28 protein-coding genes are annotated in these 21,173 nt (G+C 39.1%); 6 read left to right on the plus strand and 22 right to left on the minus strand.

The window, feature by feature from the left end:
* Positions 1-95: 95 nt before the first annotated feature.
* The 3 genes from TEU_RS03215 to TEU_RS03225 are packed head-to-tail and all read left to right on the plus strand — an operon-like array spanning position 96 to position 3,159.
* Positions 96-848, plus strand: a complete 753-nt coding sequence (locus TEU_RS03215) for an ATPase domain-containing protein (protein WP_050002421.1) — start codon at positions 96-98, stop codon at positions 846-848.
* Positions 849-893: 45 nt separating this feature from the next.
* Positions 894-2,057, plus strand: coding sequence for a hypothetical protein (locus TEU_RS03220; RefSeq protein ID WP_050002422.1), 1,164 nt, complete (start codon positions 894-896; stop codon positions 2,055-2,057).
* Positions 2,029-3,159: a tripartite tricarboxylate transporter permease gene (locus TEU_RS03225; protein WP_320407205.1), complete on the plus strand. Its 1,131-nt coding sequence runs from the start codon at positions 2,029-2,031 to the stop codon at positions 3,157-3,159. Before TEU_RS03220 ends, TEU_RS03225 begins: the two co-directional genes overlap by 29 nt.
* Before the next feature lie 2 nt (positions 3,160-3,161).
* Here the strand turns inward: TEU_RS03225 and TEU_RS03230 are convergent, their stop codons facing one another.
* Positions 3,162-3,473 (minus strand): DUF5748 family protein, encoded by a 312-nt coding sequence (locus TEU_RS03230; RefSeq protein WP_050002423.1) that lies wholly within the window; start codon positions 3,471-3,473, stop codon positions 3,162-3,164.
* A 94-nt stretch (positions 3,474-3,567) separates the two neighbouring features.
* Here TEU_RS03230 and TEU_RS03235 point away from each other — a divergent pair, with 94 nt between their 5' ends.
* Together TEU_RS03235 and TEU_RS03240 are read left to right on the plus strand one after the other, a co-directional pair.
* On the plus strand, positions 3,568-4,758 hold the full coding sequence (locus tag TEU_RS03235; RefSeq protein WP_050002424.1) for a class I SAM-dependent rRNA methyltransferase: 1,191 nt from the start codon (positions 3,568-3,570) through the stop codon (positions 4,756-4,758).
* A gap of 269 nt (positions 4,759-5,027) precedes the next feature.
* A complete protein-coding gene (locus tag TEU_RS03240; protein WP_050002425.1) occupies positions 5,028-6,215 on the plus strand; it encodes a site-specific integrase in 1,188 nt (395 codons plus the stop codon).
* Here TEU_RS03240 and TEU_RS03245 read toward each other — a convergent pair.
* From TEU_RS03245 to TEU_RS03350, 21 genes are all read right to left on the minus strand, one after another.
* The gene (locus TEU_RS03245) at positions 6,183-6,479 is read right to left on the minus strand and encodes a hypothetical protein (protein WP_144244805.1); all 297 of its coding nucleotides are present in this window, start codon (positions 6,477-6,479) and stop codon (positions 6,183-6,185) included. The two genes, TEU_RS03240 and TEU_RS03245, sit on opposite strands and share 33 nt — an antisense overlap.
* A gap of 439 nt (positions 6,480-6,918) precedes the next feature.
* Positions 6,919-7,302 (minus strand): hypothetical protein, encoded by a 384-nt coding sequence (locus TEU_RS03255; protein ID WP_050002428.1) that lies wholly within the window; start codon positions 7,300-7,302, stop codon positions 6,919-6,921.
* Positions 7,303-7,348: 46 nt separating this feature from the next.
* The gene (locus tag TEU_RS03260; RefSeq protein ID WP_050002429.1) at positions 7,349-10,315 is read right to left on the minus strand and encodes a hypothetical protein; all 2,967 of its coding nucleotides are present in this window, start codon (positions 10,313-10,315) and stop codon (positions 7,349-7,351) included.
* 126 nt (positions 10,316-10,441) lie between these two features.
* Positions 10,442-10,900, minus strand: coding sequence for a hypothetical protein (locus TEU_RS03265; RefSeq protein ID WP_050002430.1), 459 nt, complete (start codon positions 10,898-10,900; stop codon positions 10,442-10,444).
* Between the two features lie 167 nt (positions 10,901-11,067).
* Complete coding sequence (locus TEU_RS03270; RefSeq protein ID WP_158506633.1) at positions 11,068-12,006, minus strand: ATP-binding protein; 939 nt, start codon at positions 12,004-12,006, stop codon at positions 11,068-11,070.
* Complete coding sequence (locus TEU_RS03275) at positions 11,987-12,451, minus strand: hypothetical protein (RefSeq protein WP_050002432.1); 465 nt, start codon at positions 12,449-12,451, stop codon at positions 11,987-11,989. The genes TEU_RS03270 and TEU_RS03275 overlap by 20 nt, the downstream gene beginning before the upstream one ends.
* Before the next feature lie 421 nt (positions 12,452-12,872).
* The gene (locus tag TEU_RS03280; protein WP_050002433.1) at positions 12,873-13,214 is read right to left on the minus strand and encodes a hypothetical protein; all 342 of its coding nucleotides are present in this window, start codon (positions 13,212-13,214) and stop codon (positions 12,873-12,875) included.
* Positions 13,215-13,315: 101 nt separating this feature from the next.
* Positions 13,316-13,624 (minus strand): hypothetical protein, encoded by a 309-nt coding sequence (locus tag TEU_RS03285; protein ID WP_050002434.1) that lies wholly within the window; start codon positions 13,622-13,624, stop codon positions 13,316-13,318.
* Entirely contained in the window at positions 13,624-14,202 is a 579-nt protein-coding gene (locus TEU_RS03290; RefSeq protein WP_050002435.1) for a hypothetical protein, read from the minus strand. The genes TEU_RS03285 and TEU_RS03290 overlap by 1 nt, the downstream gene beginning before the upstream one ends.
* Before the next feature lie 31 nt (positions 14,203-14,233).
* The gene (locus TEU_RS03295; protein WP_050002436.1) at positions 14,234-15,073 is read right to left on the minus strand and encodes a hypothetical protein; all 840 of its coding nucleotides are present in this window, start codon (positions 15,071-15,073) and stop codon (positions 14,234-14,236) included.
* Positions 15,074-15,194: 121 nt separating this feature from the next.
* A complete protein-coding gene (locus TEU_RS03300) occupies positions 15,195-15,686 on the minus strand; it encodes a hypothetical protein (protein ID WP_050002437.1) in 492 nt (163 codons plus the stop codon).
* Between the two features lie 124 nt (positions 15,687-15,810).
* On the minus strand, positions 15,811-16,191 hold the full coding sequence (locus TEU_RS03305; protein ID WP_050002438.1) for a hypothetical protein: 381 nt from the start codon (positions 16,189-16,191) through the stop codon (positions 15,811-15,813).
* Entirely contained in the window at positions 16,184-16,423 is a 240-nt protein-coding gene (locus TEU_RS03310) for a hypothetical protein (protein ID WP_050002439.1), read from the minus strand. The genes TEU_RS03305 and TEU_RS03310 overlap by 8 nt, the downstream gene beginning before the upstream one ends.
* A complete protein-coding gene (locus tag TEU_RS03315) occupies positions 16,416-17,081 on the minus strand; it encodes a recombinase family protein (protein WP_050002440.1) in 666 nt (221 codons plus the stop codon). The genes TEU_RS03310 and TEU_RS03315 overlap by 8 nt, the downstream gene beginning before the upstream one ends.
* Positions 17,078-17,437 carry a hypothetical protein gene (locus TEU_RS03320; protein ID WP_144244807.1) on the minus strand — a complete coding sequence of 120 codons (360 nt, stop codon included), beginning with the start codon at positions 17,435-17,437 and terminating at the stop codon, positions 17,078-17,080. Before TEU_RS03320 ends, TEU_RS03315 begins: the two co-directional genes overlap by 4 nt.
* Entirely contained in the window at positions 17,434-17,691 is a 258-nt protein-coding gene (locus TEU_RS03325; protein ID WP_050002442.1) for a hypothetical protein, read from the minus strand. The genes TEU_RS03320 and TEU_RS03325 overlap by 4 nt, the downstream gene beginning before the upstream one ends.
* Before the next feature lie 29 nt (positions 17,692-17,720).
* Positions 17,721-18,131: a hypothetical protein gene (locus TEU_RS03330; RefSeq protein ID WP_050002443.1), complete on the minus strand. Its 411-nt coding sequence runs from the start codon at positions 18,129-18,131 to the stop codon at positions 17,721-17,723.
* Positions 18,128-18,355, minus strand: coding sequence for a hypothetical protein (locus TEU_RS03335; RefSeq protein ID WP_050002444.1), 228 nt, complete (start codon positions 18,353-18,355; stop codon positions 18,128-18,130). The genes TEU_RS03330 and TEU_RS03335 overlap by 4 nt, the downstream gene beginning before the upstream one ends.
* Entirely contained in the window at positions 18,348-18,845 is a 498-nt protein-coding gene (locus TEU_RS03340) for a hypothetical protein (RefSeq protein ID WP_050002445.1), read from the minus strand. The genes TEU_RS03335 and TEU_RS03340 overlap by 8 nt, the downstream gene beginning before the upstream one ends.
* A 232-nt stretch (positions 18,846-19,077) precedes the next feature.
* On the minus strand, positions 19,078-19,287 hold the full coding sequence (locus TEU_RS03345; RefSeq protein WP_050002446.1) for a hypothetical protein: 210 nt from the start codon (positions 19,285-19,287) through the stop codon (positions 19,078-19,080).
* Positions 19,288-19,343: 56 nt separating this feature from the next.
* Positions 19,344-20,345, minus strand: coding sequence for a PD-(D/E)XK nuclease family protein (locus tag TEU_RS03350; protein WP_050002447.1), 1,002 nt, complete (start codon positions 20,343-20,345; stop codon positions 19,344-19,346).
* A gap of 277 nt (positions 20,346-20,622) precedes the next feature.
* Here TEU_RS03350 and TEU_RS03355 point away from each other — a divergent pair, with 277 nt between their 5' ends.
* Positions 20,623-21,069, plus strand: coding sequence for a hypothetical protein (locus TEU_RS03355; RefSeq protein ID WP_050002448.1), 447 nt, complete (start codon positions 20,623-20,625; stop codon positions 21,067-21,069).
* Positions 21,070-21,173: the final 104 nt, after the last annotated feature.

Here is a 21,173-nt window from a genome sequence, read left to right on the forward strand (position 1 = left end):
CCAAAAGTTTTATATCTACAAACCATCAATTAGGTATAGCAGTAGCATGGGAATGGATAGAATGGAAATTCCAAATAGCACTCACGGTGATTCCTATGACCGGAAATGTTTGGCAGGTTCCGAGAGTCAAGACCGGGATTCCCGGTTTTGATGACCTCGTTGGGGGAGGATTTCCAGCGGGGACCACAGTTCTCGTGACTGGTCCCACTGGGAGCGGTAAAACGACGTTCGCCGTTCAATTCGTTTACAAGGGTGCCGAGCTCTACGGTGAACCCGGCGTCATAGTCACCCTTGAGGAGCGTGCCCAGGACCTGAGACGTGAAATGAAGGCCTTTGGTTGGGACATTGAAAAATATGAGCGCGAGGGCAAGATAGCCATAGTGGACGGTGTCAGCGCGGTGGTTGGTCTCCCGTCTGAGGAGCAGTATGTTCTTGAGGGCAATCTCAACACCGAGGACTTTCTTAGGTACATCTACCGCGTTGTCAAGGCTATTAACGCGAAGAGACTGGTTATAGACTCCATTCCATCGATAGCATTCCGCCTTAAGAAGGAAGAGGACATCAGAGAAATGCTCCTTCAGCTCAATACAATACTCCTTGAGATGGGCGTCACCTCAATCCTTACGACCGAAGCCCCCGACCCTGCCAGGGGTAAGATTAGCAGGTACGGCATTGAGGAGTACATTGCGAGGGGCGTTATCCTGCTTGACTTCATTGAGAGGGAAGTTGAACTCAAGCGCTACCTTTTGATCAGGAAGATGCGTGAGACGAGGCATTCCATGAAGAAGTATCCCTTCGAAGTGACCGAGGACGGTATAGTTGTTTATCCAAGCGGGGAAATCTACTGACCTTCAACCCAAAATTTTTTAAAGTTCTGCTTCTTACTAAGTTTGATGGTGTCTAAAAAAGAACTTGTAGTTGCCCTGGCGTTGTCACTCATACTCGTTTCTCTTGCGCTTAGCCGTTACTCTCTGGAACGGGATTCCTTTACTGGTCTCTGCGTTCGCTCGTCCCCATCGTTCTCCCTCCTCTACGACGGGAGGGAAGCTGTTGCAGTGGGACGACAGCTTAATGTTGGGGAGATATACACCGTGGAAGGCAGGCTTAGAAAAACCGAGAACGGCCTGTGGATGGACGTTGCCTCGGCGATTCGGTCGAACGCGACGTTTCCCCTCGAACGGATTGAGGGTGCGTACTGGTACTCCAACGGCCCGCTCCTCTTAACTCCCCGCCGCGTCTACCTGCCCTATCCGCTGAACGTTTCGAAGGGTGCTTTTGTAAGAGTTCAAGGTCTGACCTACGGCTCGAAGTTTTATCCTGTTAAGGTGGAGGAAATTGGCAGTTTTCACGAGCTGAGGAACGGCATGCCTTACTCTGTTGATGGTGTTGTCCTATACGGCGGAAACCCCGCAACCCTCTGGAACGGGAGCGAAGAGTTTAGGGTTTACCTTCCATACGGCCTAACCCTCAAGCCAGGCTCCCGCGTGAGGGTTCTCGGCATAGCGAGGCTGCACTCGACGGTTATCCTCTACGCTGGGGACGGGGGCGATGTTGAATTCCTTGGGCCCGCTGAGAGCAAGCCCCTCGAAAACGCCAAAATCGGGGAAACAGCGACAGGGGAGTGCTTGGTTATTAAGAGCACCTCCCGGTACTTAAACCTCAACTGCACGTCCCTGCGGCTTTACGGCTTTCGGGCGAGGCCAGGGGACACGCTTCGTTTCAAAGCCCTCAGAAGAAAGTCGAGCCTGCTCTGTCTGGAATGCTCTGTTGTGAGGCCGAGGGAGAAACTTCCCAACGGAATATGCTCTTTTAGAGAAGGCTCCTTCGCAAGAATTTCCGGGACTGCTGTCCGGGTCAAAACCTACAGAAACGGTTTCGGAATAGCGAACGTTACGAACGGCACGTGCTCGGTCTTACTGAAGCTGCCTTCGAGGCTCGGCGTTTCTCTGGTTGAGGGAGATAACGTGACTGCTTACGGCTTCTTTACACTGTACAAGGGAAAACCGGCCTTTGAAGTCCAGTCGGGTGATGACCTTTGCTGCGGGAAGCGCTGTTAGGGCTTTTCCTCGGCACATTCACTGGAATAACACCTGGAATCCACGTGAACACGCTGGCCTCCATGCTCCGCGACGTTGTGCTGAGTCCCGTCGTCCTCTTCGCCATGGGGCTGCCCACACTTTCCTCGATGTTCTCCCATCAACGTTTCTCGGTGTCCCAGACGGAGGCACGGCCCTTAGCGTTTTGCCCGCTCACAGGCTCGTACTTAGGGGCAAAGGCCTTGAGGTAGTCAGAATAGCGCTGGTTGCGAGCTTCTTAGCAACTCTCTTTTCTATCCCTCTTATTCCGATATACATTCGTCTTGCCCCTCTCTATCGGCCGGCTGTGGGGAAAATCGCTGTCATCTTCTTGATAGTTCTCCTCGTGGCAACCGAAGACGGCGTGAAACGTCTCTATGCGCTCTTCGTGGTTTTTGTATCCGGGGCAGTGGGCTTCTTAGTCCTTTCCCTGTCCATGGAGGAGCCGTTCTACGCGCTTTTCACCGGGCTTTTTGGCGTCCCGGTGATAGTCTCTTCAATAGGTTCCGGAACAAGAAATATAGAACCGGGGAAGCCTGAAGTGGAGATTGCTCCGACAAAGCTCGCGTTCTTCTCCTTTTACGGGACGCTCTCAGGCATGCTTGCGTCTCTGTTTCCGGCCTTCACCGCGTCGCAGGCGGCCCTGCTCGGCACTTTTGTCTCCCGGGACGAGCGGTCTTTCCTAACTGTTGTTTACTCACTGAACACTGCCAACTTTCTCTTTGCGTTCTTCAACTTCCTAAAAACTGGGAGAGAAAGAAACGGGATAGTGGCGCTGATGGAGCCCTTAGGCCTTGAGAGCCTGCCCCCGTTTGTCCTGCTTGCGCTGTTTGTCGGCCTAGCGACCCTTCTCTACGGCGAAGCGCTCGCGGCCCTCTGTGCGGGGGCCCTTTCGAGGCTTCCATACCGGCTCATCAACTTTTTAGTCCTGGTGTTTTTGATAGTCCTGGCCTTCGTTTTTGATGGCGTCTTGGGACTGCTGGCGCTTACGGCATCTTCAATTACCGGCTACCTTGCGGTTCTTCTCGGCGTGAAAAGGACAAACTGCATGGGCTCCCTGATGCTCCCTGTCCTCCTGAGGTGAACTCAGGCTGACTTCTTCTCTTTCATAATCCTCTGGAACTCTGAGTAGTCGGTTACAATCCTCTTGCCGTCCAGCGTCTCGAAGTACACCTTCTTGACCTTCACCTTTTTGACGTCGGTGTACTTCATCTCAGGTGGGTCGTAAGAACCGGGCTCGACGACCTCGTCTTCTATTACATGGGTCTTTAGTTCGGGCTGGCCGACGTATTTCCATACCTCGTAGAAGACCTCCGGCTCGAGGTGTATCTCACCCTCGAGCTCTGTCCAGTCGGCCCCAATTTCTTCCAAGAACTCCTTCACAACCTCGAAGTGCATAGAAACCACCGCTTTATAATATGACGCCGGGGGTTAAATACCTATCGCCGGGCAGGTTTTTAAACCCCCTTCTCTAACTCCTCCGGTGGTTAAGATGGCGAGGGTAATCGTTGACGCTCAGGCTGCGAGAGCTATCGGTAAGGGCGCGATGATAGTCTTCAAGAAAGGGGTGGTGAGAACAGAGGGCGACTTCGAGCCGGGAGATATAGTCGAGGTCTACACGCGCGGGGGCAAGTTCCTCGGGAGGGGCTTTGTGAACCCGAACTCCAACATCATGGTTCGCCTGCTCATCAAGGACAGAGAAACCCCGATAACGAAGGAGCTCTTCAGGGAGAGGATTAAAAAGGCCAACGAGTACAGGAAGAAGGTTCTCGGCTACGACAAGGCATACAGGATGGTCTACGGCGAGGCGGACTACCTGCCGGGCCTCATCGTTGACAGGTTCAACGAGATAGCCTCAATCCAGATTTCGAGCATCGGTATGGAGCGCTTCAAGCTTGACCTTGCGGAGGCCATAATGGAGGCTGAGCCCGAAATCGAGACGGTCTTCGAGAAGAACACCGGGCGCTCAAGGCGGAGGGAGGGCTTGCCTGAGATAGAACGTGTCCTCCTCGGAAAGGAGAAGTACCGCACGATAATAGAGGAAGGGAAGGCAAAGTTCATCGTGGACATGCGGGGTCAGAAGACCGGCTTCTTCCTCGACCAGAGAGAGAACCGCATCGCGCTTGAGAAGTACGTCAAACCTGGAATGAGGGTTCTCGATGTCTTCACCTACACCGGCGGCTTTGCGATACACGCGGCAGTTGCTGGCGCCGATGAGGTAGTTGCCGTTGACAAGTCCCCTTGGGCTATCAACATGGTCATGGAGAACGCCAAGCTCAACGGGGTTGAGGACAAGATGAAGTATATAACGGGCTCCGCGTTCCAGGTCATGGAAGAGATGCTCAGGAAGGGAGAGAAGTTCGATATAGTAATTCTCGACCCGCCTGCCTTCGTCCAGCACGAGAAAGACCTCCAGCGCGGGCTCAGGGCGTACTTCAACGTCAACTACGCCGGCTTGAAGCTCGTGAAGGAAGGGGGAATCCTCGTCACGGCCTCCTGCTCCCAGCACGTTGATATGCAGACCTTCAAGGACATGGTGATAGCGGCCGCTGCTAAGGCGGGCAAGTTCCTCAAGATGCTTGAGCCCTACAGGACTCAGGCTCCAGACCACCCGATACTCATGGCATCAAAGGACACCGAATACCTTAAGTGCCTGTTCCTCTATGTTGAGGATATGCACTGAAGCTTGGGACGATGACGAGAAAGCACAAAACTCTTATCTTAACTCTACACTATTTTGAAAACTATTATTAATTTTGTTCATTGTTATTGAAAAGAAGGCTTCTGAGGGCTGTATCTACACTGAGATACAGTCATCACAATTGACAAAATACTTATAAACTTTTAGTGACTTTTAGTCACCTCTTCTTGACAAACTGTCTAATTACAACATTGAGAAGTATGGATAATCTTTATAAAAGAGCAGTGACTAGTATTCATTGGTGATTGGTGATGCAGTGGGATAAGTTGTACACATACAACACAAGATTTGAAGTTGTTGATATGTTTGTTGAGCAGAGCAAAGAAGTGTTTGTGATAGTGTCAGACAATGACTTTGAAGGTTGGTTGATGTACAAACAGAAGATAGGAACCACAAAAGATTGGATGAGAAACTTGAGAAACTGGACTAGACAGTTCAGAGAAATGATGAGGGATGAGTTCCCACACCTAACAATTGTTAGGTCTGGGGTGTACTACTATCAACTAAATAGACAAGTTATACACAGATTTATGATGTATCTGTTCAACAAGTACAGTTACAGAAGCTATCAGAAGTTCTACCACAGCTTTTTTGACTTCTTAGATTGGGTAGCAACAAACATTGATTTGACTGATGAAGAGTACAAGAACTTACTTGTATTACAATCACTTAAAAACAAGTACAGTCTCAGAAAGCTTGTTAATCAACACCAGTTGGCTGAATACAGAGATAGCAGAACAATAAAGGCAGTGACAACAGAAGACATTAGAAAGAGTATTGAGTTGATAGTTGACTTGTACAATAACAGTAACAAAATGAGGTTGACAGATTGGTTTGTGTGGAGTTCATCAGTTGCACTCACAGTTATGAGTGTCACAGGAATGAGGTTCAGGGATTTGAGAAGCATTAAGTTCAGAGATGTGGACTGGGAAGCTAGAATGATTATAGGAAAGAACAACAAGATTGGAGAGCTAGACTTCTACTTTTTGAATGATGAGGCTCTGGAACTTCTCATAAAGTACAAAGAGTTGTTTGGACTCAGTGACAGTGATTACATTGTTGGGTACAGGAGACTTGATGAGGCTTTCAGGAGAATCAGAGAACAGGTCTATTCAAAAGAGCTGATTAAGGCTAGCAGGCTCTCAAACAACACAATAATACAGATTCTCTACCCTGTGCAGTTGAAGATGTGCAAGAAAGCTTATGTGAATAGATTGGTTGAAATGGGAGTCAAAGAGCCTGTACTCAGTCTACTTACCCACCACAGAAACCCTAGTAGAGGATTGGAGAACAGTCAGGTTGCAAAAACCCTCTGGAATCACTACATCAATAAGGTTGTGAGGGCAGACACCAATCTCTATAAAATGTTAAGAGAAGAGTATGATAAGGCTTTCAAATCTTTGAAGCTACTCCCTGAGAGCTTCTATGAACTCTTCTAAGTTTACTTTTTCTTCTTTTGCTATCTTCTTCCTCTCTAGTAGCTTCTGATGGTAAAGCTCTATGAAGTCATCAATCAAATTCTTCTCTGCTATTATTGTTATCAAAGCATCAACTACAGCTGAGGTGTCAGCTCTCTTGTTTGTTGTTACTTTAACCAATTCTTTGAGTTTCTTGTATTTCTCAAAGGCTTTGTCATCTAAGAAGACAGTGTGGGTTGCTCTCCTCTTTGTCTTCTTTTCAGTCTTCTTCACCATAGCAATCACCCAGTTAAAATTAGCATCTTAAAAATAAAAATTTGTTGGTATCTACTATTAGATACAAGCTGATAAAAAAGAAAAGTTAGTCATCTGAGTGACTTAAACAGTATTATTATTGAGCTGGTGACAGCATAAGCTTCAAATATGAGTCTTAGTGATGGGTCTGGGTTTATAGTGTTCATAATCATTAGTGTACCTATCACATTCAAAAAAGCAACAATGAACCCTGTCAGACCTCTGACTTTACTCTTTATGAACATATAGAACACAAATAACATTATTATGATTGGAAAAAAGAACATCATTGCATCTTGTACTGTCCAACTATCAAACATTACCCCCACCTCACAAAATAATAATGAAATTTTTGCTTAGAATTTAACAAAAAATGGTGTATCTCATAGTAGATACACACAGAATAAAAAGAAAAATAGAGAGATAAGTTTCATCCATCCCCAATGAATGGAATCACTTTCACAAGCAGTGCAAATAGTCCATAAGCCATTGGGAAGTAGTAGAGGAACATAAATAAAACACCTAGCACAAAACTGATTGTTTGTATCTTTTGTATAAGGCTTTCAGGATACACTAAGCTTTTAATCCAGTTCCAAAAACCCCAGTAACTGTTATTACTATTATCTGAGTTATATCCAACAACTTGATAAATAGCATCTGATGATGAGGGTGTATCTACATTCTGATACACACTCAAATCAGGATTCTGCCAACTCAAATCAGCTTGTTGATTATCCATTACTGCTAATGTATAATTTAATATGTTACTGAGGAATACAAAGAAGATACCAAATGTAATTAATTTAATATTCATCCCCAATCACCCCCTTTTGGGTGTGGAGGGGAGGGGTGAGTAGTCATCAGTCAGACCCCCCTCTAGTCAGTTTATCACTTAATTTGAGGCTAGCTATTACAATTGCTATCAGGCTTATTAAAATGAGGTAGGCACTGCTTATGATGTGTAGAGCAACAAGCACTAAGAATACAAGTGCCCCAGACACCACAGCAATCTTATCTGATAGTGTGAGATACTTCACAATCACAACTAGAGCAATTATGATTAACATTGCCCAGAACTGGGTGTTCAGGAAGAAGTCCCTGAACATCCTCTTCTTCTCAATCTGATTCTGTAAGTCTTCTGTGAGGGCTATATTGAAGTTGAATGTATCTAGTCTCTTGTATTGCATATTTTCATTGTAATCAAACTGTTGCATCTGAACCCCCAAATCAATCACTCCAAATAGCACTTTTGCTATTTTTGTCTGTGCAGACACATAGACATTGTAAGTCATTCCATCCAACAGGACTTTTCTGTCAATAAGACAAGCATATGTTGTGTATCTTGTAGTATAAGTTGCAGATTTTCTATCAAAGATAACCTTACAGCTGTATTCTTGAGTTGGTTTGAGCAGGTTGATGATTGCATTGTCTTGTTTGACCCCCTGCAAGACCATATTACCTTCAAATTTAATTGATATGTCTATATTGTTGATTAAATCATCTCTAATGTCATTGTAATCTAATTGTGAGAGGGTCTGGTCTGTATTAAAGTAGAGGTTTATGAGGAGCACAAACTTTTCATCAGAATCATAAGCAAATATTATTGTGTCTTCATTCTTCTTTAGAGCTGTTGTGTCAATCTCCCTTACAAGCTTTCCATCCTTGTAGACTTTTATTGTTTGAAAATCAGGCAAACCATCCCCATCCTGGTCAATCTGAGACCAATCTATGTATATTCTACAGTCATCAGTGACTTTGAAGTTCAGAACCTGCCCATCTTCTGTTTTGAACACATAGCTCTGCTCATCACATACTTGCTGTAATGTGTCATCATAAATCACAAAATAGTACCCATCACCAAATGTGTCTTCTCCTTCTCCTGAACTTCCCTCATCTGATGAACTGTTACTGGAAGCTGAAGTACTCATATCAACAATCTCAGAATTGAGTTGACCATTTGCAACCCAGTTTGTGCTCTTCTGATAGATTATTGCTCCCTGGTCATTTTCTATACTTATTACAACAGTACAGGTTTTTGAGTAGTCTTCTTGTGAAATCCAGAACCTATTATAAGTATTATCATCTTTTGTTACTTCACAATCTGTGCTCTCTACTCTAATGTTTACTGAATCAGTTACATCAGCACCATTCTTGTCATAAACAGTAACATCATATGCTGTTTTTGGCCAGTTGACCTGAGCAACAAGCTTAAACCAGTTCTCTTGGTTCAGGTCAGGGAAGAGGTAGTGATATCTGTTAATATCATCAGTATCAACAGCATCAGTTCCTGCTGAGTGTATTCCTGTCACAGGGTCTTCTGTTATAATTTGTATGTTAACATTGTAATTATCATTATTGTAATCAAATTGTTGGTCTGGGTCTGTTATAAGTCTTGTGACAGTTGTAACATCAGCATCCTTAAACCAATCAGCAAGTTTAAGTGAATATTTTTTGAATGTAGCTGTTCCTGTATCTTCATCTAGATATTCAACAATTATTTTCATATCATCTTTGAGATTATCTGTAAATATATACACATTCTTTGCATCAGCAAACTGTTCAAAATCTTTTTGTTTAACATTAATTAATAATAATCCTAATCTTGTGTTAAAATTAAAGTACACAAAAATGTTTCTATAAAAGTCATAGAATATGACATCATTATAATTGTGTCTATACACTCCTGCCTCTAATGTATACCCATCCCCCAATTGTGTTATTAGTTTATCAGATATTTTTGCTTCATACTCTTGTTCAGTTGTTGTTTTTGAAATATAATCCTGTTCAACAAGTTTCACTGTGACAGTTTTATAGTGTTTGTTTATAATAACATATGCATAATATATTTTACTATTAAATTTAATTGGTGTTGAAAATATACCAGCAACTGACCTGAAGTCTTCTAATTCACCATCACCATCAGTATCAATTTTTTCTGGGGTATATGAGATACTATGCTCTGAATCATAGTGTATTGTTACTGTTTGTGTCCAACTGTAATATCTTGATGAAGCTGTAACACCAACAAACAAGTCTGCAAAATCATTATTATAAACTCTAGCAAGCTGTTCACCTGTCCATTCTTGTATATTATAATAATTCCCTGAACCAGAGGAATAGTGATAACTAACAGACAATTTTTTTGTTAGATACTTATCTGTATCATTTTGTACATCTAAGTCAATTGACAACCAGTTAGCTGTTATCCAGTTCAGTGTCCCTGAGCTATATTCTAAGTTTGTTTCAAAATAATCAAAATCCTCAGCACTACTAAAATCAATTTTGAGTATGTTTTTGATTGGGTACAACACATCTTCTGATGTTGAACTAAAAATTGTTGGGTCATATTGTTTGTGTTTGAGTATAAGATAATAAGCATTGTTATCATTCACACCAATGTTTGTTATTGTATCAGGTAAGGGATAAAAATTAGCATTCAATAGTTTCACAAGAAAATAAGTATCAAATATATAGTTTTGATTTGTGTCAGTTAAATCAACATATGATAGTTTTATGTCAGTTGTGTGAAAATACATATCATACCAACCCATTTTTTTAATAACAGTAAAATTATACTGTGCTGTGGTGTCATTAGCATAAGTGTTGTGTAACCAGTTCCAAAAGTCTAAGTATTGATTTTGAGCTATATCCTGTTGTCCATTTTCATAAACAAAGCTGAAAACAGCTAATTCAAAGTTATCATTGATTGGTTGACCTGATTCATCATAAATATTAATAGTGAATTCTTCTAGAATTGCACTCACATACCCCCATTCAATCAGAACTAGAATGAGAAGTGTGAGCACAATAACTTTTCTCTTGCTCATACTCACCCCTCCCTTGTTTTTCAGTCTCAATATATATTAAGAGTGAAAACTGCTTAGATTTTAACAAAAATCAGTGTATCTACTATGAGATACACTCAGTGTAAAAAGAAAAAGAAGAGAAGGGAATCAGACAGTTTGTAGCTTCTCTCTAAAAGTAACAACAGTTCCAATGCCTCCAATTATAGCTGAGAGGAAGATGAGAGCAACAATCTGGTAGAGGCCTCCAAGAACCCACATTGATATGAATTGTCCCAGCCACATTGGCTCAGTAATGAGAACTACTAGATAGCCTATTAAACCCATCACAGCACCTTTTATGTCATTTCTGGTTATGAGATAACCTGGAAGCCCAATCAGAGCAAAGAGAAGTATTATGTTTATGAGCCTGACAAGTGGGTACTCTTGCTCAGCTTCTTGCATTGTTATTGTTGTCTGGTTACTGACAACTTGTTGTAAGTCTTCATCATATTCAATTCTCTCATAAGTGATTGTGCTGTGCTCATTCATAAAGTTGTACTTAACTGCTAGAATAAGCAAGAATCCTGCCACAATTATAGCTATAACAAACTTCATAGCTCTGTCCATTACCAATCACCTCTTTTTCTTTGTTGTTGAGGTGGTGAGTACCCCAGTGTCTGGGGTACTTCATTATATAATATATCAAAAAATACTTAGCATTTCAAAATAAAACATATACAAACAGTGTATCTATATATAGATACACTCAGACAAAAGAAGAGAAAGAGAGGAGGTTATTGTTTGTTTGACAGAACAGACTCAACAATATCTTTTTTGATGTAAGTCTTGTTACCTTCTTTAATCAAATAGTCTTGGACAGCTTCAAGGAATTGAGCTAATTGGGTGTTTGACAGTTTATACTCTTTCTTAAGTTCTGAAACACTGATAAGGTCATCCTTTGAAAGTTTATTGATAATGGACTGCTTAATAATCTCTTTGTGTTGAAGCATCCTCTCCCATTTGATTCTATAGTACTTGCTGAACTCCTCTTCTGGGATAGCTTTGAATTTGATTACTAGATTGGGTTTGGTCTGAATCATATTGACTGCTGTAGATACATTGAAGCTTCTACTGTATCTCCTTTTGAGTTCCAGCAACTCAACAAGGAGCTTGTCCTTGTTTGAGTGGAAGTAGACTTCAGCAACACCCCTATCCCTGACAACAATGATTAAATCAGTCCTTCTGAGAACATCAGCATTCAAATCTATGTTGATTGAATTTAGAATGTAAATCTGTTTGAGTGCCCTAGAAGTCTTAAAGAAGTTGATGAGGTTTCTACTCACTGCTGTTGAAGTTTCCTGTGCTGAGAGCAGGTTGTGGGCTTCATCAAAAATGTGAATCTGTAAGGGTTCTTCAATGTTCTCAAAGAACCTCACTAAGTCTATTTTGTCTACATAGATGTAATTCAAATCAAAAGAGAGTGTATCTCTAATGAGATAATTGAGATACATTGCTATTCTAAGTGCCAAGGTGCTCTTACCACTGCCCTCTTGTCCTAACACTAAAATCATCAAGTCATAGTCTTTCTTTTTAATGTATCTCACTAAATCTCTAAGTAGTTGTTTGAAGAGTTTTGATAAACCTGGTTTTCTACATCTAATTATAGATACATCATCTGATTCAAATTGTATGGGGGATGAGGTGAGCTGAATTTTAACCTTGCTCACCCTCATCACCCCCAGCAAACTCTTCTTTATCTTCATCATCAAAAGTATCAATTAGTGTTTCAGGTTTAGTTAGCTGGAAGACATCCAACAGCCCATTTTCAACCAACACCTGCATCTGTAGTTCTTTAAGTACATAGACTTCATCTACATCTAGAACTTCATTATTGTAGATTTTTTTGAGAAGGTACTGATAGAGCAATAAATCATCTTCAGATAGTGTCCTATCAAGCAAATGTGCTATAAAATTGTGTAGAGTCAGTATTGATTCAACAGAAGCAATATAAAGGTCATAATCAACAGTTTCAGTGCTAGAATAGATTGCTTTCAGCTTAGAGGTTGTCTCATTCAGCTTTAAAGCAATAAAGCTTATGTAGAACCTTGTGAAATCTAAGGGAACAGCAAAACTCTGCTTGTACAAACTGTACTTGCTGAAAAGTTCATCAAGTTTCATAACTCACACCACCCACAAATAATTTTCCAAATAATATTAAACTGAAAACTGCTTAGAATTTTGTTAAAAGTAAAACACAACTTCCAGGGTCATCTCACATATATAGTATGTTCTTTTTTGAGATGTTTTCTCAAACTTTTCCCAGAAAAAGTAAACAAGATGAAAGAAAAATTTTTCATTTGAAATATTTTCCAAATAAAAAACAAAAATAAAACAGATGAAAATTTTTTGAACAAAAACATATAATATATATTGTTGAGAAATTCTCACAAGTACACAAAACCCAGAACAAAATTTTCACACAAAAATAAAACAAAAAGTTTTCAGAAAAAATCCAGAATTCAAAAATTTTTTCAAAAATAAAAATAAAATAAAAATTTTTGTGAAAATTTGAAATGACATCTCAAAAAAATCTAGGAAGTCAGAATTTGATGAACTTCACAAGCTCTAGCTCTTTTTTGAAGCTTTCAATGTTTTTAAAAAACCAATCCAACACAAAATCAGCAACATCACTCTTTTTGAGGTCACTTCTCCTCTCACAGAGGTAATTAAACTTGTTTAGAACAGATAAGGACACACTAAGAGATTGTGCTGTGGAATGACCCCACCTCTTCTTACTATAAGCCTTATCAATTGTATCCAAGGGGAACTCAAACACTGCAATAGAAAAGATGTCAGAAACTGAGAGTTTTGTTTGATTTGAAAGTTCAAGAAGCTTAACATAATTATCTTCACTGATTGACACCCTGAGTACAAACTTCATATACATCACCATTATTGCTTATTCATATATAATATATATGATATACTGTTTAGCCTATACAATAATACTAATTCCTATTATATATTATATAATAGGAATAATCACTCTTCATCAAGAGCATTCATAGTATCCTTAATTTTGTCTCTGAGCTTCTTAAGTTCTTGCTCAGGGATGTGCTCAATCTTTGAGTTCTTCTCTTTGAATGTGAGTCTGTAGAGCAAAAGAAGCCTTCCTCTAGCTGTTTTTTCTGAAATCTTCCCTGACCTGTAGTCTTCAACAATAGCTTTCTTAATCTTTAAAAAGTCCTGGACTGAATCAAGCCCTTTTTTCTTTGAGTCTTTAACTCTAGAACCCAAGTACTTGTATCTGTTTTTGGAATAAGCTGACTTCACAATCTTCTTATATCCCATCACTCCTCACCCCCTTCTTCATTCTCTCTTCTAAAAATGAGGTCTCTCAGCTTTTTGAATGCTGAAACTTTTGCCTTATCAACTAATTCTTCTTTCTCATCAATCTGCTTCCTCTTTTCAGCCAAAGCCTCTTGCTTAAACTCATTCTTCAGAATGTACCACATTGGACTCTTTATTTTATGACCCAAAAACTTAGTTGCTTTTGCCTCAGCTTTCTGCTCAGCTTCATTCTCATAAACCTTCTTAGTATTATCTTTGATTATGCCATACATTTGTTCTTTTAATTGACTATATCTCAGCTTGTAATGGTTTGCTTCAGCATTTGTGAGTAAACCCAACCTCTGTGCTTTATCAATCTCAATTTTAATAGCATCAGCAATCAAGAAAAGCTTCTCAACTCTCCTTTTGTCAGCTTCACTCCTCACAACAGTTCTCTCTGCTTTCCTGAGAAGCTCCTTCTCACCCTGCTCCAGGAACTTAAGGACTTTTTTCCTATCACTCTGAAGGGATTTGAGATGTCTAACTGCTTTATTTAAGTTCTTACTGTATGAGGCTCTGACAATTCTCTTGTACCCCACTGCTCACCCCTCCCACAAAATAATAAATAATTCAGAGTGGGTACTCTCCTGACCCCTCAACTTCAAAACTAACCTCAGCAGACTCTGACACTCCAGACCCACTTTCTGATGACTTTTCTGAAGAACTAATAAGTGATTTTAGTCCTTCAGTGATGCTCTTCTGTGATTTTGACTTCTTAGCTTTCTTCTTCAGCTCATTATACTGCTCACTTGCCTCTTCTTTTGCTTTGTGGTAGATGTCATCAACCATCTTGTGGTGTTTCATAATGTCTCTCATATAATTGCTTAGCCCTTCTTCATATCTCTTCAAAACAACATCAGCCTTCTTTGACTCTTTTTCAATTTCCTTAATCTTCTTTAGAAGCTTCTCTCTCTTTTTGGGGTCTTTCTCACTATTAGCTCTCTCTTGCAATCTCTTTATGACAGCATCCTTATCCATAAACCTATACTTAAGGTACTTTTCATAATCAGTGGTTACAGAATTAGCAGAGTCTCTAATGGCATCCATCTTAAACAATGTATATGTCCTTTTTTCAAGCTCATCAAACTTCTTCATATATTTTTCAGCCTCATCCTTGTTCAAAAGCCCCTGTTTAATGTTTTCTGACAAGAGAATCTTTGTGAACTGAATTTGTTTGAAGAAAGTCTTCAATTTTTCCTGGAAGTTTTTTCTAGCCTCTTCATTCTCAGAGGCTATAGAATATTTGCTTTCAGCAAGTTCAGTTGCCTTCTTCCTCAACTCAGTCACAGAATTATCAAGATATTTGATTAGCTTCTTCCTTCTCCTCTCAGCTTGTTTAGAAGTTGTATAGAACTTTTTAAGGCTCTTTGAGTAAGAAGCAGAGATAATAGTCCTGACCTTATCCCCCATAAACAACACCCCCTGTTCAAACAAGTTTCTCAAATAATACTAAGTCAGAAACTGCTTAAAATATTAGAAAAGACAGTGTATCTATATGTAGATACACCCATAAAAGAAAAGAGGAAAGGTGTTATGGTAAGTTGATATTGGGTTGTTGGGGTTGAACTGTTGAAAGTTGCTGTTGCAATGTTTGAACAGCAGTCCAGAGTGCCTGAACCATTTTTTCAAGGTTCTGAAGCTTGTAATAAAGCATTATAACAGCTAAGAGACTGAATACAGTTATTGCAATCATAATGTATTGATTGTTTTGTAGCTTTTCAAACCACTTTGAACCAGCATTAGCTATCTGTCTGAGCACTTCTGATTGAACAATTAACTCTACATCCTCTGAACCAATGAGTTTAACTTTATCACCCTCTATCAACTCAATAGAGCTTATTTCATTACTGTAACCCTCTATGAAAATGTGTGTGCTCCTATCTTTAATTGGGTAGTACTTATGATTGTTTATGATGAAAGCACCTGTTTCATCTCTTGCTTTTTTGAAAACTTTGACCTTACCAGTCCTATACACAAAAACAACAGTTTCCTGGTGTGCAAAAATCCTATCAAGAATGCTCATTTTGAAACACCTCCTTTACTTTCTTTTTCAACTAACTTAGTGATTGAATATGAAACAGCAAACAAATACACCAATAAAAATAGAAAAATTGATAAGAGAAGCCCATTCATCTCAATCACCCCTCTCAATCCCCTGGTGTGTTGAAGAACTTCTTTCTGACCTTATCTATCAGACTCTCATCAGTCTCCTGTTTGTGCTTATCATTTCTGAGAAGGCTCTGTATTGCCTCTTCTCTACCTTTTCTGTTGTGAGAAACTCTGAGTTCTAACATTGTCTTCACATAGTCTCTAGCAAACTTTCTAAACCAATCAGAAACCTGTTGGTATTCAGCAAGCATCAGAAAATTTGTGACAAGGGTAATTTCAGACTTCTCTAAATCAGTAATCAAATGAATAAGCTGTTCTCTTGTTTTAGAGTCTTCAGGGTAGAGGATTGAAAGTACAGCAGTGAGGTCATTCCTCCTAACAAAAATCTCCTTTCTGAGCTGTTCTTTTACATTACTCATTCTTATCACCCCTAAGTTGTTTTCTGATGTATTTTCCAGCAACAACAAGTTCAAAAGTAATCACTATTGCTAGGAAGTATAACACTGAGATTATGTAATCAATAACCCCAGTAGTACTAGTTATTGCTACTAACACTGTCAATAATAGCAACATTGTGAGTGATATTGCTTTGATAAAGCTGATTACTGAATAAACTTCATACAAAACATCTTTCTTCACCATTTCACTCATTCCCATCACCTCCTTTCTCCAAAATAGCCCATTTCACTCTTCTCTGGGGCTTCTCAATCAGAATACCCCTCTTCTTTGCTCTATGAATTGCTACAGCCACAGCACTGTAAGAATAGCCTGTGAGGTCTACAATTTCTGAAATAGACTTACCTTCTTCCCAGAGTTTGAAAATAAGCTTGTAGTTTAATTTTCTAGGTCTACCAATGTGTTTTCCTTGCTCTTTTGCCCTCATAAGCCCCTCTCTTGTTCTCTTTCTGATGAATTCTCTTTCCAAGTCAGCAAATAGTGAAATTAAGGTTGTCATAACCTTAAACTGAAAAGCATCTCTGTGACTATCTAAATTCTCCTTACAGCTGATTACCCTGACTTTTTTCTCCCTAATGAGCTTGTCCAAGACAAAAATGACATCACTAAGGTTTCTCCCCAATCTACTGAGTTCTGAGACAATAAGAACATCCCCAGACTGAATCTTACTGAAAAGATATTGAAAGCCCTGTCTCTGAAGAGCAGGGACACCACCACTTATGCCTTCATCTTTGATGACTTCTATGTCTTCCTTTTTAATGTTAAGCTCTTGTAGTTTCTTTTTTATAGATTGATATTGACTTTCAATGTCTTGCTTGTCTGTACTAACTCTGAGATAAACATAAACCCTCATTCAACCACCTCCTTGTGAATAATATCACTAAAATAAGCTTCAAAGACAGACTGATAGTCTCTCATTATTGTGTTCAGAGTGAACACAATGACCAGCACCCCAAGAGCAATGACTATCTTTGATTGAGGTTCTAAAGTTGTGAACTGAATGAGCACTATCATAATCAGCAGAAAGAATGTGTTCACAAAACCAGTCAAAAAACTGAGCCTTGCACCAATAAACCAAAACCTGCTGAGAAAATACTGTTTCCTAGCTCCTAAACTGAGAAAATCAGTGTATGAAAGTCCATTTTTCTCAAACTCATTAATCATCTGATTATAGAGTTTTTTGTGAAAATTTTCTTCAATCTTCATCACCAATCCCACCCCCTAAAAAATTGCTTCAAATAGATTGGATAAAGAACTAAGTGCTCATCTCTCTCTTTTTCAGAATTCAATTCATCTGGGGTTGTGAAATTGATGAATCTCTCCTTCCAGACCTGAATCTCATCAGAGTATCTAACAACAACTAGAAAGAACTCACCACACTTGTCTTCTAGTCTATATCTCTTAAATTCAACTTTTTCTGTATCTTTCAGTTCTTCAAAGATGTTTGTTTTTGATTCTACCATTACTCACACCTCCAAACAAAATAAAAAGTTCAGAGAAGCTCATCACTGAAACTATCATATCTCTTGTCAAACTTGTACTCAGTCTCTATACTCTTCTGAATCTCCCTGTAAACCTGCATAAACTCTTCTTTTGTGAAACCATCTTCTAAAAACAATTCAATAAGCCTTTCAAGACTAATAGAGTCTGAATCAGTGATTTGATGCTGAATTGAGTAAACTTCAACAAGCACTGAACCATCCTCTTCTTGTTTGATTATAATCCTTCCTTCATCTTTGATTGAGAAGAGGAGTCTTTCTGGAGCATTATTGAACTTATTAAGTTCCCAAATTTCTATTCTGTTTGAAACAGAGTCTTTTGAGACTTCTAGAGTGTGGCCTGGGGTGGGTGTGAACTTCTTTCTAAAAATGAGATTATAAGTAACAAAGCCCCACACTGTCATTCTCTCACCTCCTTGAGTTTTTCAGCAACATCATCAACTGTAGACTTAAGTATCACAAATTCTACTGAATTTATGAGAAACAGAAGCTGAACAATGTTTTCAGTAATAGCTTTTTCTAGTATTCCATACAATGCAATCACTGCAATAATGATTGATAGTATAAGTGCAATTGAAGTAGCTGTGTGAATAGCATACAAATCATCTTTTTTGATGATTTCAGTCATTCTTCATCACCTCTTCTACATTATCTTGCTTCTTTTCAAGAATAGAGTCAAGCAGAATCTCAACAAACTCATCTGAGAGCTTCTTTACCTTCTCTGAGAACTTTGTCTTCAAAATCTTTTGCTCAATCTCAATTTTGAGTGGCTTCTCAGCCCTGAGAGAATGGAACAGGTCTATAACAAGCTCTTTAGCTATGTAGCTCATTTCTCTTTCAATGTTTTCATTATCAACCAGTCTCTCAATTGTGTATGGGTGTCTGTTAGTGTGCACACTGAGTTCAACAACTTCAACATCAACCCACTTAAACAGCTTTATGATGTTGTTATACAGTATTGTGAGCTTTTCTAGAAGCTCTATGATGCTGTTTATCTCCCAGTTGTATGTTTTGTTTAGTCTTTGTGCTGTTTTTTCAATGTTGAGAGCTTCATCAGCTTTGAACAAGAATTCACCAAGCCTAAGTGCCTTTTCATCTGTGACTTTGAACTCTACCATCACAGTCACCATAGAATATAATAACAAAAACTGCTTAAGATTTACAAAAAATAAATGAGGGTATGCAACACATATTACATATTATGTTACCAATAGTTTGTAATGAGAAACTGATTGAATTAACACATTCTCATTACAATTATTGTGGTGGGTTTGTAATTTACAAAACTCCCCTTTTGTGTGTACAAAAAAGTACATTATGATGAAAGTATCAATAAAAAATGAAACTCACTCAAACATTCATAACAACAAACTTCTCAATCTTCTTAATTTGCTCAATTAGTTCCTGTGCAAAATCATCAGAAATCCTATTATCTTGCTTCCCCTGTTCAATTAAGTTCTCAAGAGCTTCTAACTCTTCAAACAAAGCATCTCTGATAACTGCTTCAGTTCTCAACAAATCATTAATCATTTCACTAATACTCTTCACTTCCTTAATCATCACAATACACCCAAAGAAAAAATATAAAGAAGGGTTTTATAAGTGTTTTTAGGGGGTCAGAAGAAGTAGCTAATCTTGTTTAGAAGTTCAAGAGTCTTATCAAAATCTTCAAAATCACTGAATTTGACTTTGTTCTTTCTGACAAAGAGTTTCAACCCATCTTTGATGTTCTTCTGTTGGACAAGCCAGTAAACTTTACACTTCTCTTTATAATCACAGGCCTCACAAAAGTCAATATTGAGTAACACAGGGCTGTCAGGGTTCTTAATTCTCTCAGCATAATCTTCAAAATACTTAATCCAACTCTCTGCTTCCTCATCTCTGTAATGTATTTTTATGTTCATATCATCATCAAACATCAAATCACCCCTTCTCTGACCCTTCTTTGTGTTTTGAGTGATAAGCTTCCAGTCTAGAGCTTCCTTCTTCCAGTATCTGTACAGATAGGGACTAAAGACAATCACAGCATCAAAGAACAGCTTGTAGAACTGAAGCTGTAAGTAGTCAAACTGATGAATGTGCCTACTCTTTATCTCAATCCCAATCTTTTTTTGATTAGGTGTGAAGAGGACAACATCAATTCTGCTGTAGAACAGAACCCCCTGAAACTCCTCTTCCACAACAACATCAAACTCAACAAAATCACTGAATCTTGTTTGTGAGAGCTTGTACTTCAAGAACCTATCAAACCAAGTCCCAGTCTTCTGACTCCAACCCTGATTAAGGTAATTTGTCTCAGAGAACTGTGAATCACTAACTTTATAGTAACCATCACCATATCTATCAATATGCTTCTTTCTGAGCATATAAGCCTGATACTCACACCTGCTCAAATGAGAGACAGCTATTGCATCAGCAGGGATTAACCTAACTTCTTCAGACTCTGAAATCTCCTGCTTAAGTTCTTCCCATTTTTCTGTCTCATACACTTGCTCAAACTCCTCAAAGATTTGATAGACTTCCTCTAAGAACTCTTTAACAAACTCTAAATCTTCATCAGAGAGTCTGATTGGGTATGATTCAAACTTTGATTGTGGTTGACTGATGACCCCAGTCATTGTGATTCCCATTCATAATATAGTGAAATTTTCACTTAGCAATTAGAATAAAACAGTGTAAAGTGATGACCATATATCATATATTATATAATATATATGAATAAGAGTGTGGGGTTCACTGCAAATTGAATACCACAACTAAATCTCTTACCACCTTTCATTGTAAAGGATAATTGTATGGTGATAAGCTGGGTTATACAAAACAAAAATAGTCACAAAATGAAGGGTTTCAATATATGATGAAAAAGCTTTTAATCCATTATTCATATTATATAATATGAGTGAGCTTAATTATTATGTTGGAAAGATGGTGTTTGATTTTATCAAAGCACAGTATTTGAACAGGGAGATACTAGAACAAGAAGAGCTTGTGATAGACTTAAACAAAATATCTGAATACTGCTTTGAAGACATTTCTGACAAATTTGTATATGATGAAGCAATAATACACTATTGTGGTGTTTTAATATACTACAAAAAACACACAAAAGACAATGTTATTGTGTTTGATGTGATGATTGACTTCTACAAAGAAAAGAAGACTGTAACAGATACAATCTCAATAGTACTGTACCCCAGATTCTTTGATTGGGGTGAGATTAATAAATATGAGATTAAAGCTGAGTTGTACAGTACAACAGCAAAGACAAATGAAAGCTTCCTCATTGTACTGGGTGATGATGAGAGTGCTGTGGTTGAGGATGATATTGATGATGACATCTAATGTAACCTCAGCACCAAAAATCTTACACAATCTTACAAATCTTACAGCTTTCTCCTGCCTTCTTTTATACTAAAGAAGCCCTATTAAGGCTTATCTCTGTTTTA

This window comes from Thermococcus eurythermalis, from assembly GCF_000769655.1.
Classification (GTDB): Archaea; Methanobacteriota_B; Thermococci; order Thermococcales; family Thermococcaceae; genus Thermococcus; species Thermococcus eurythermalis.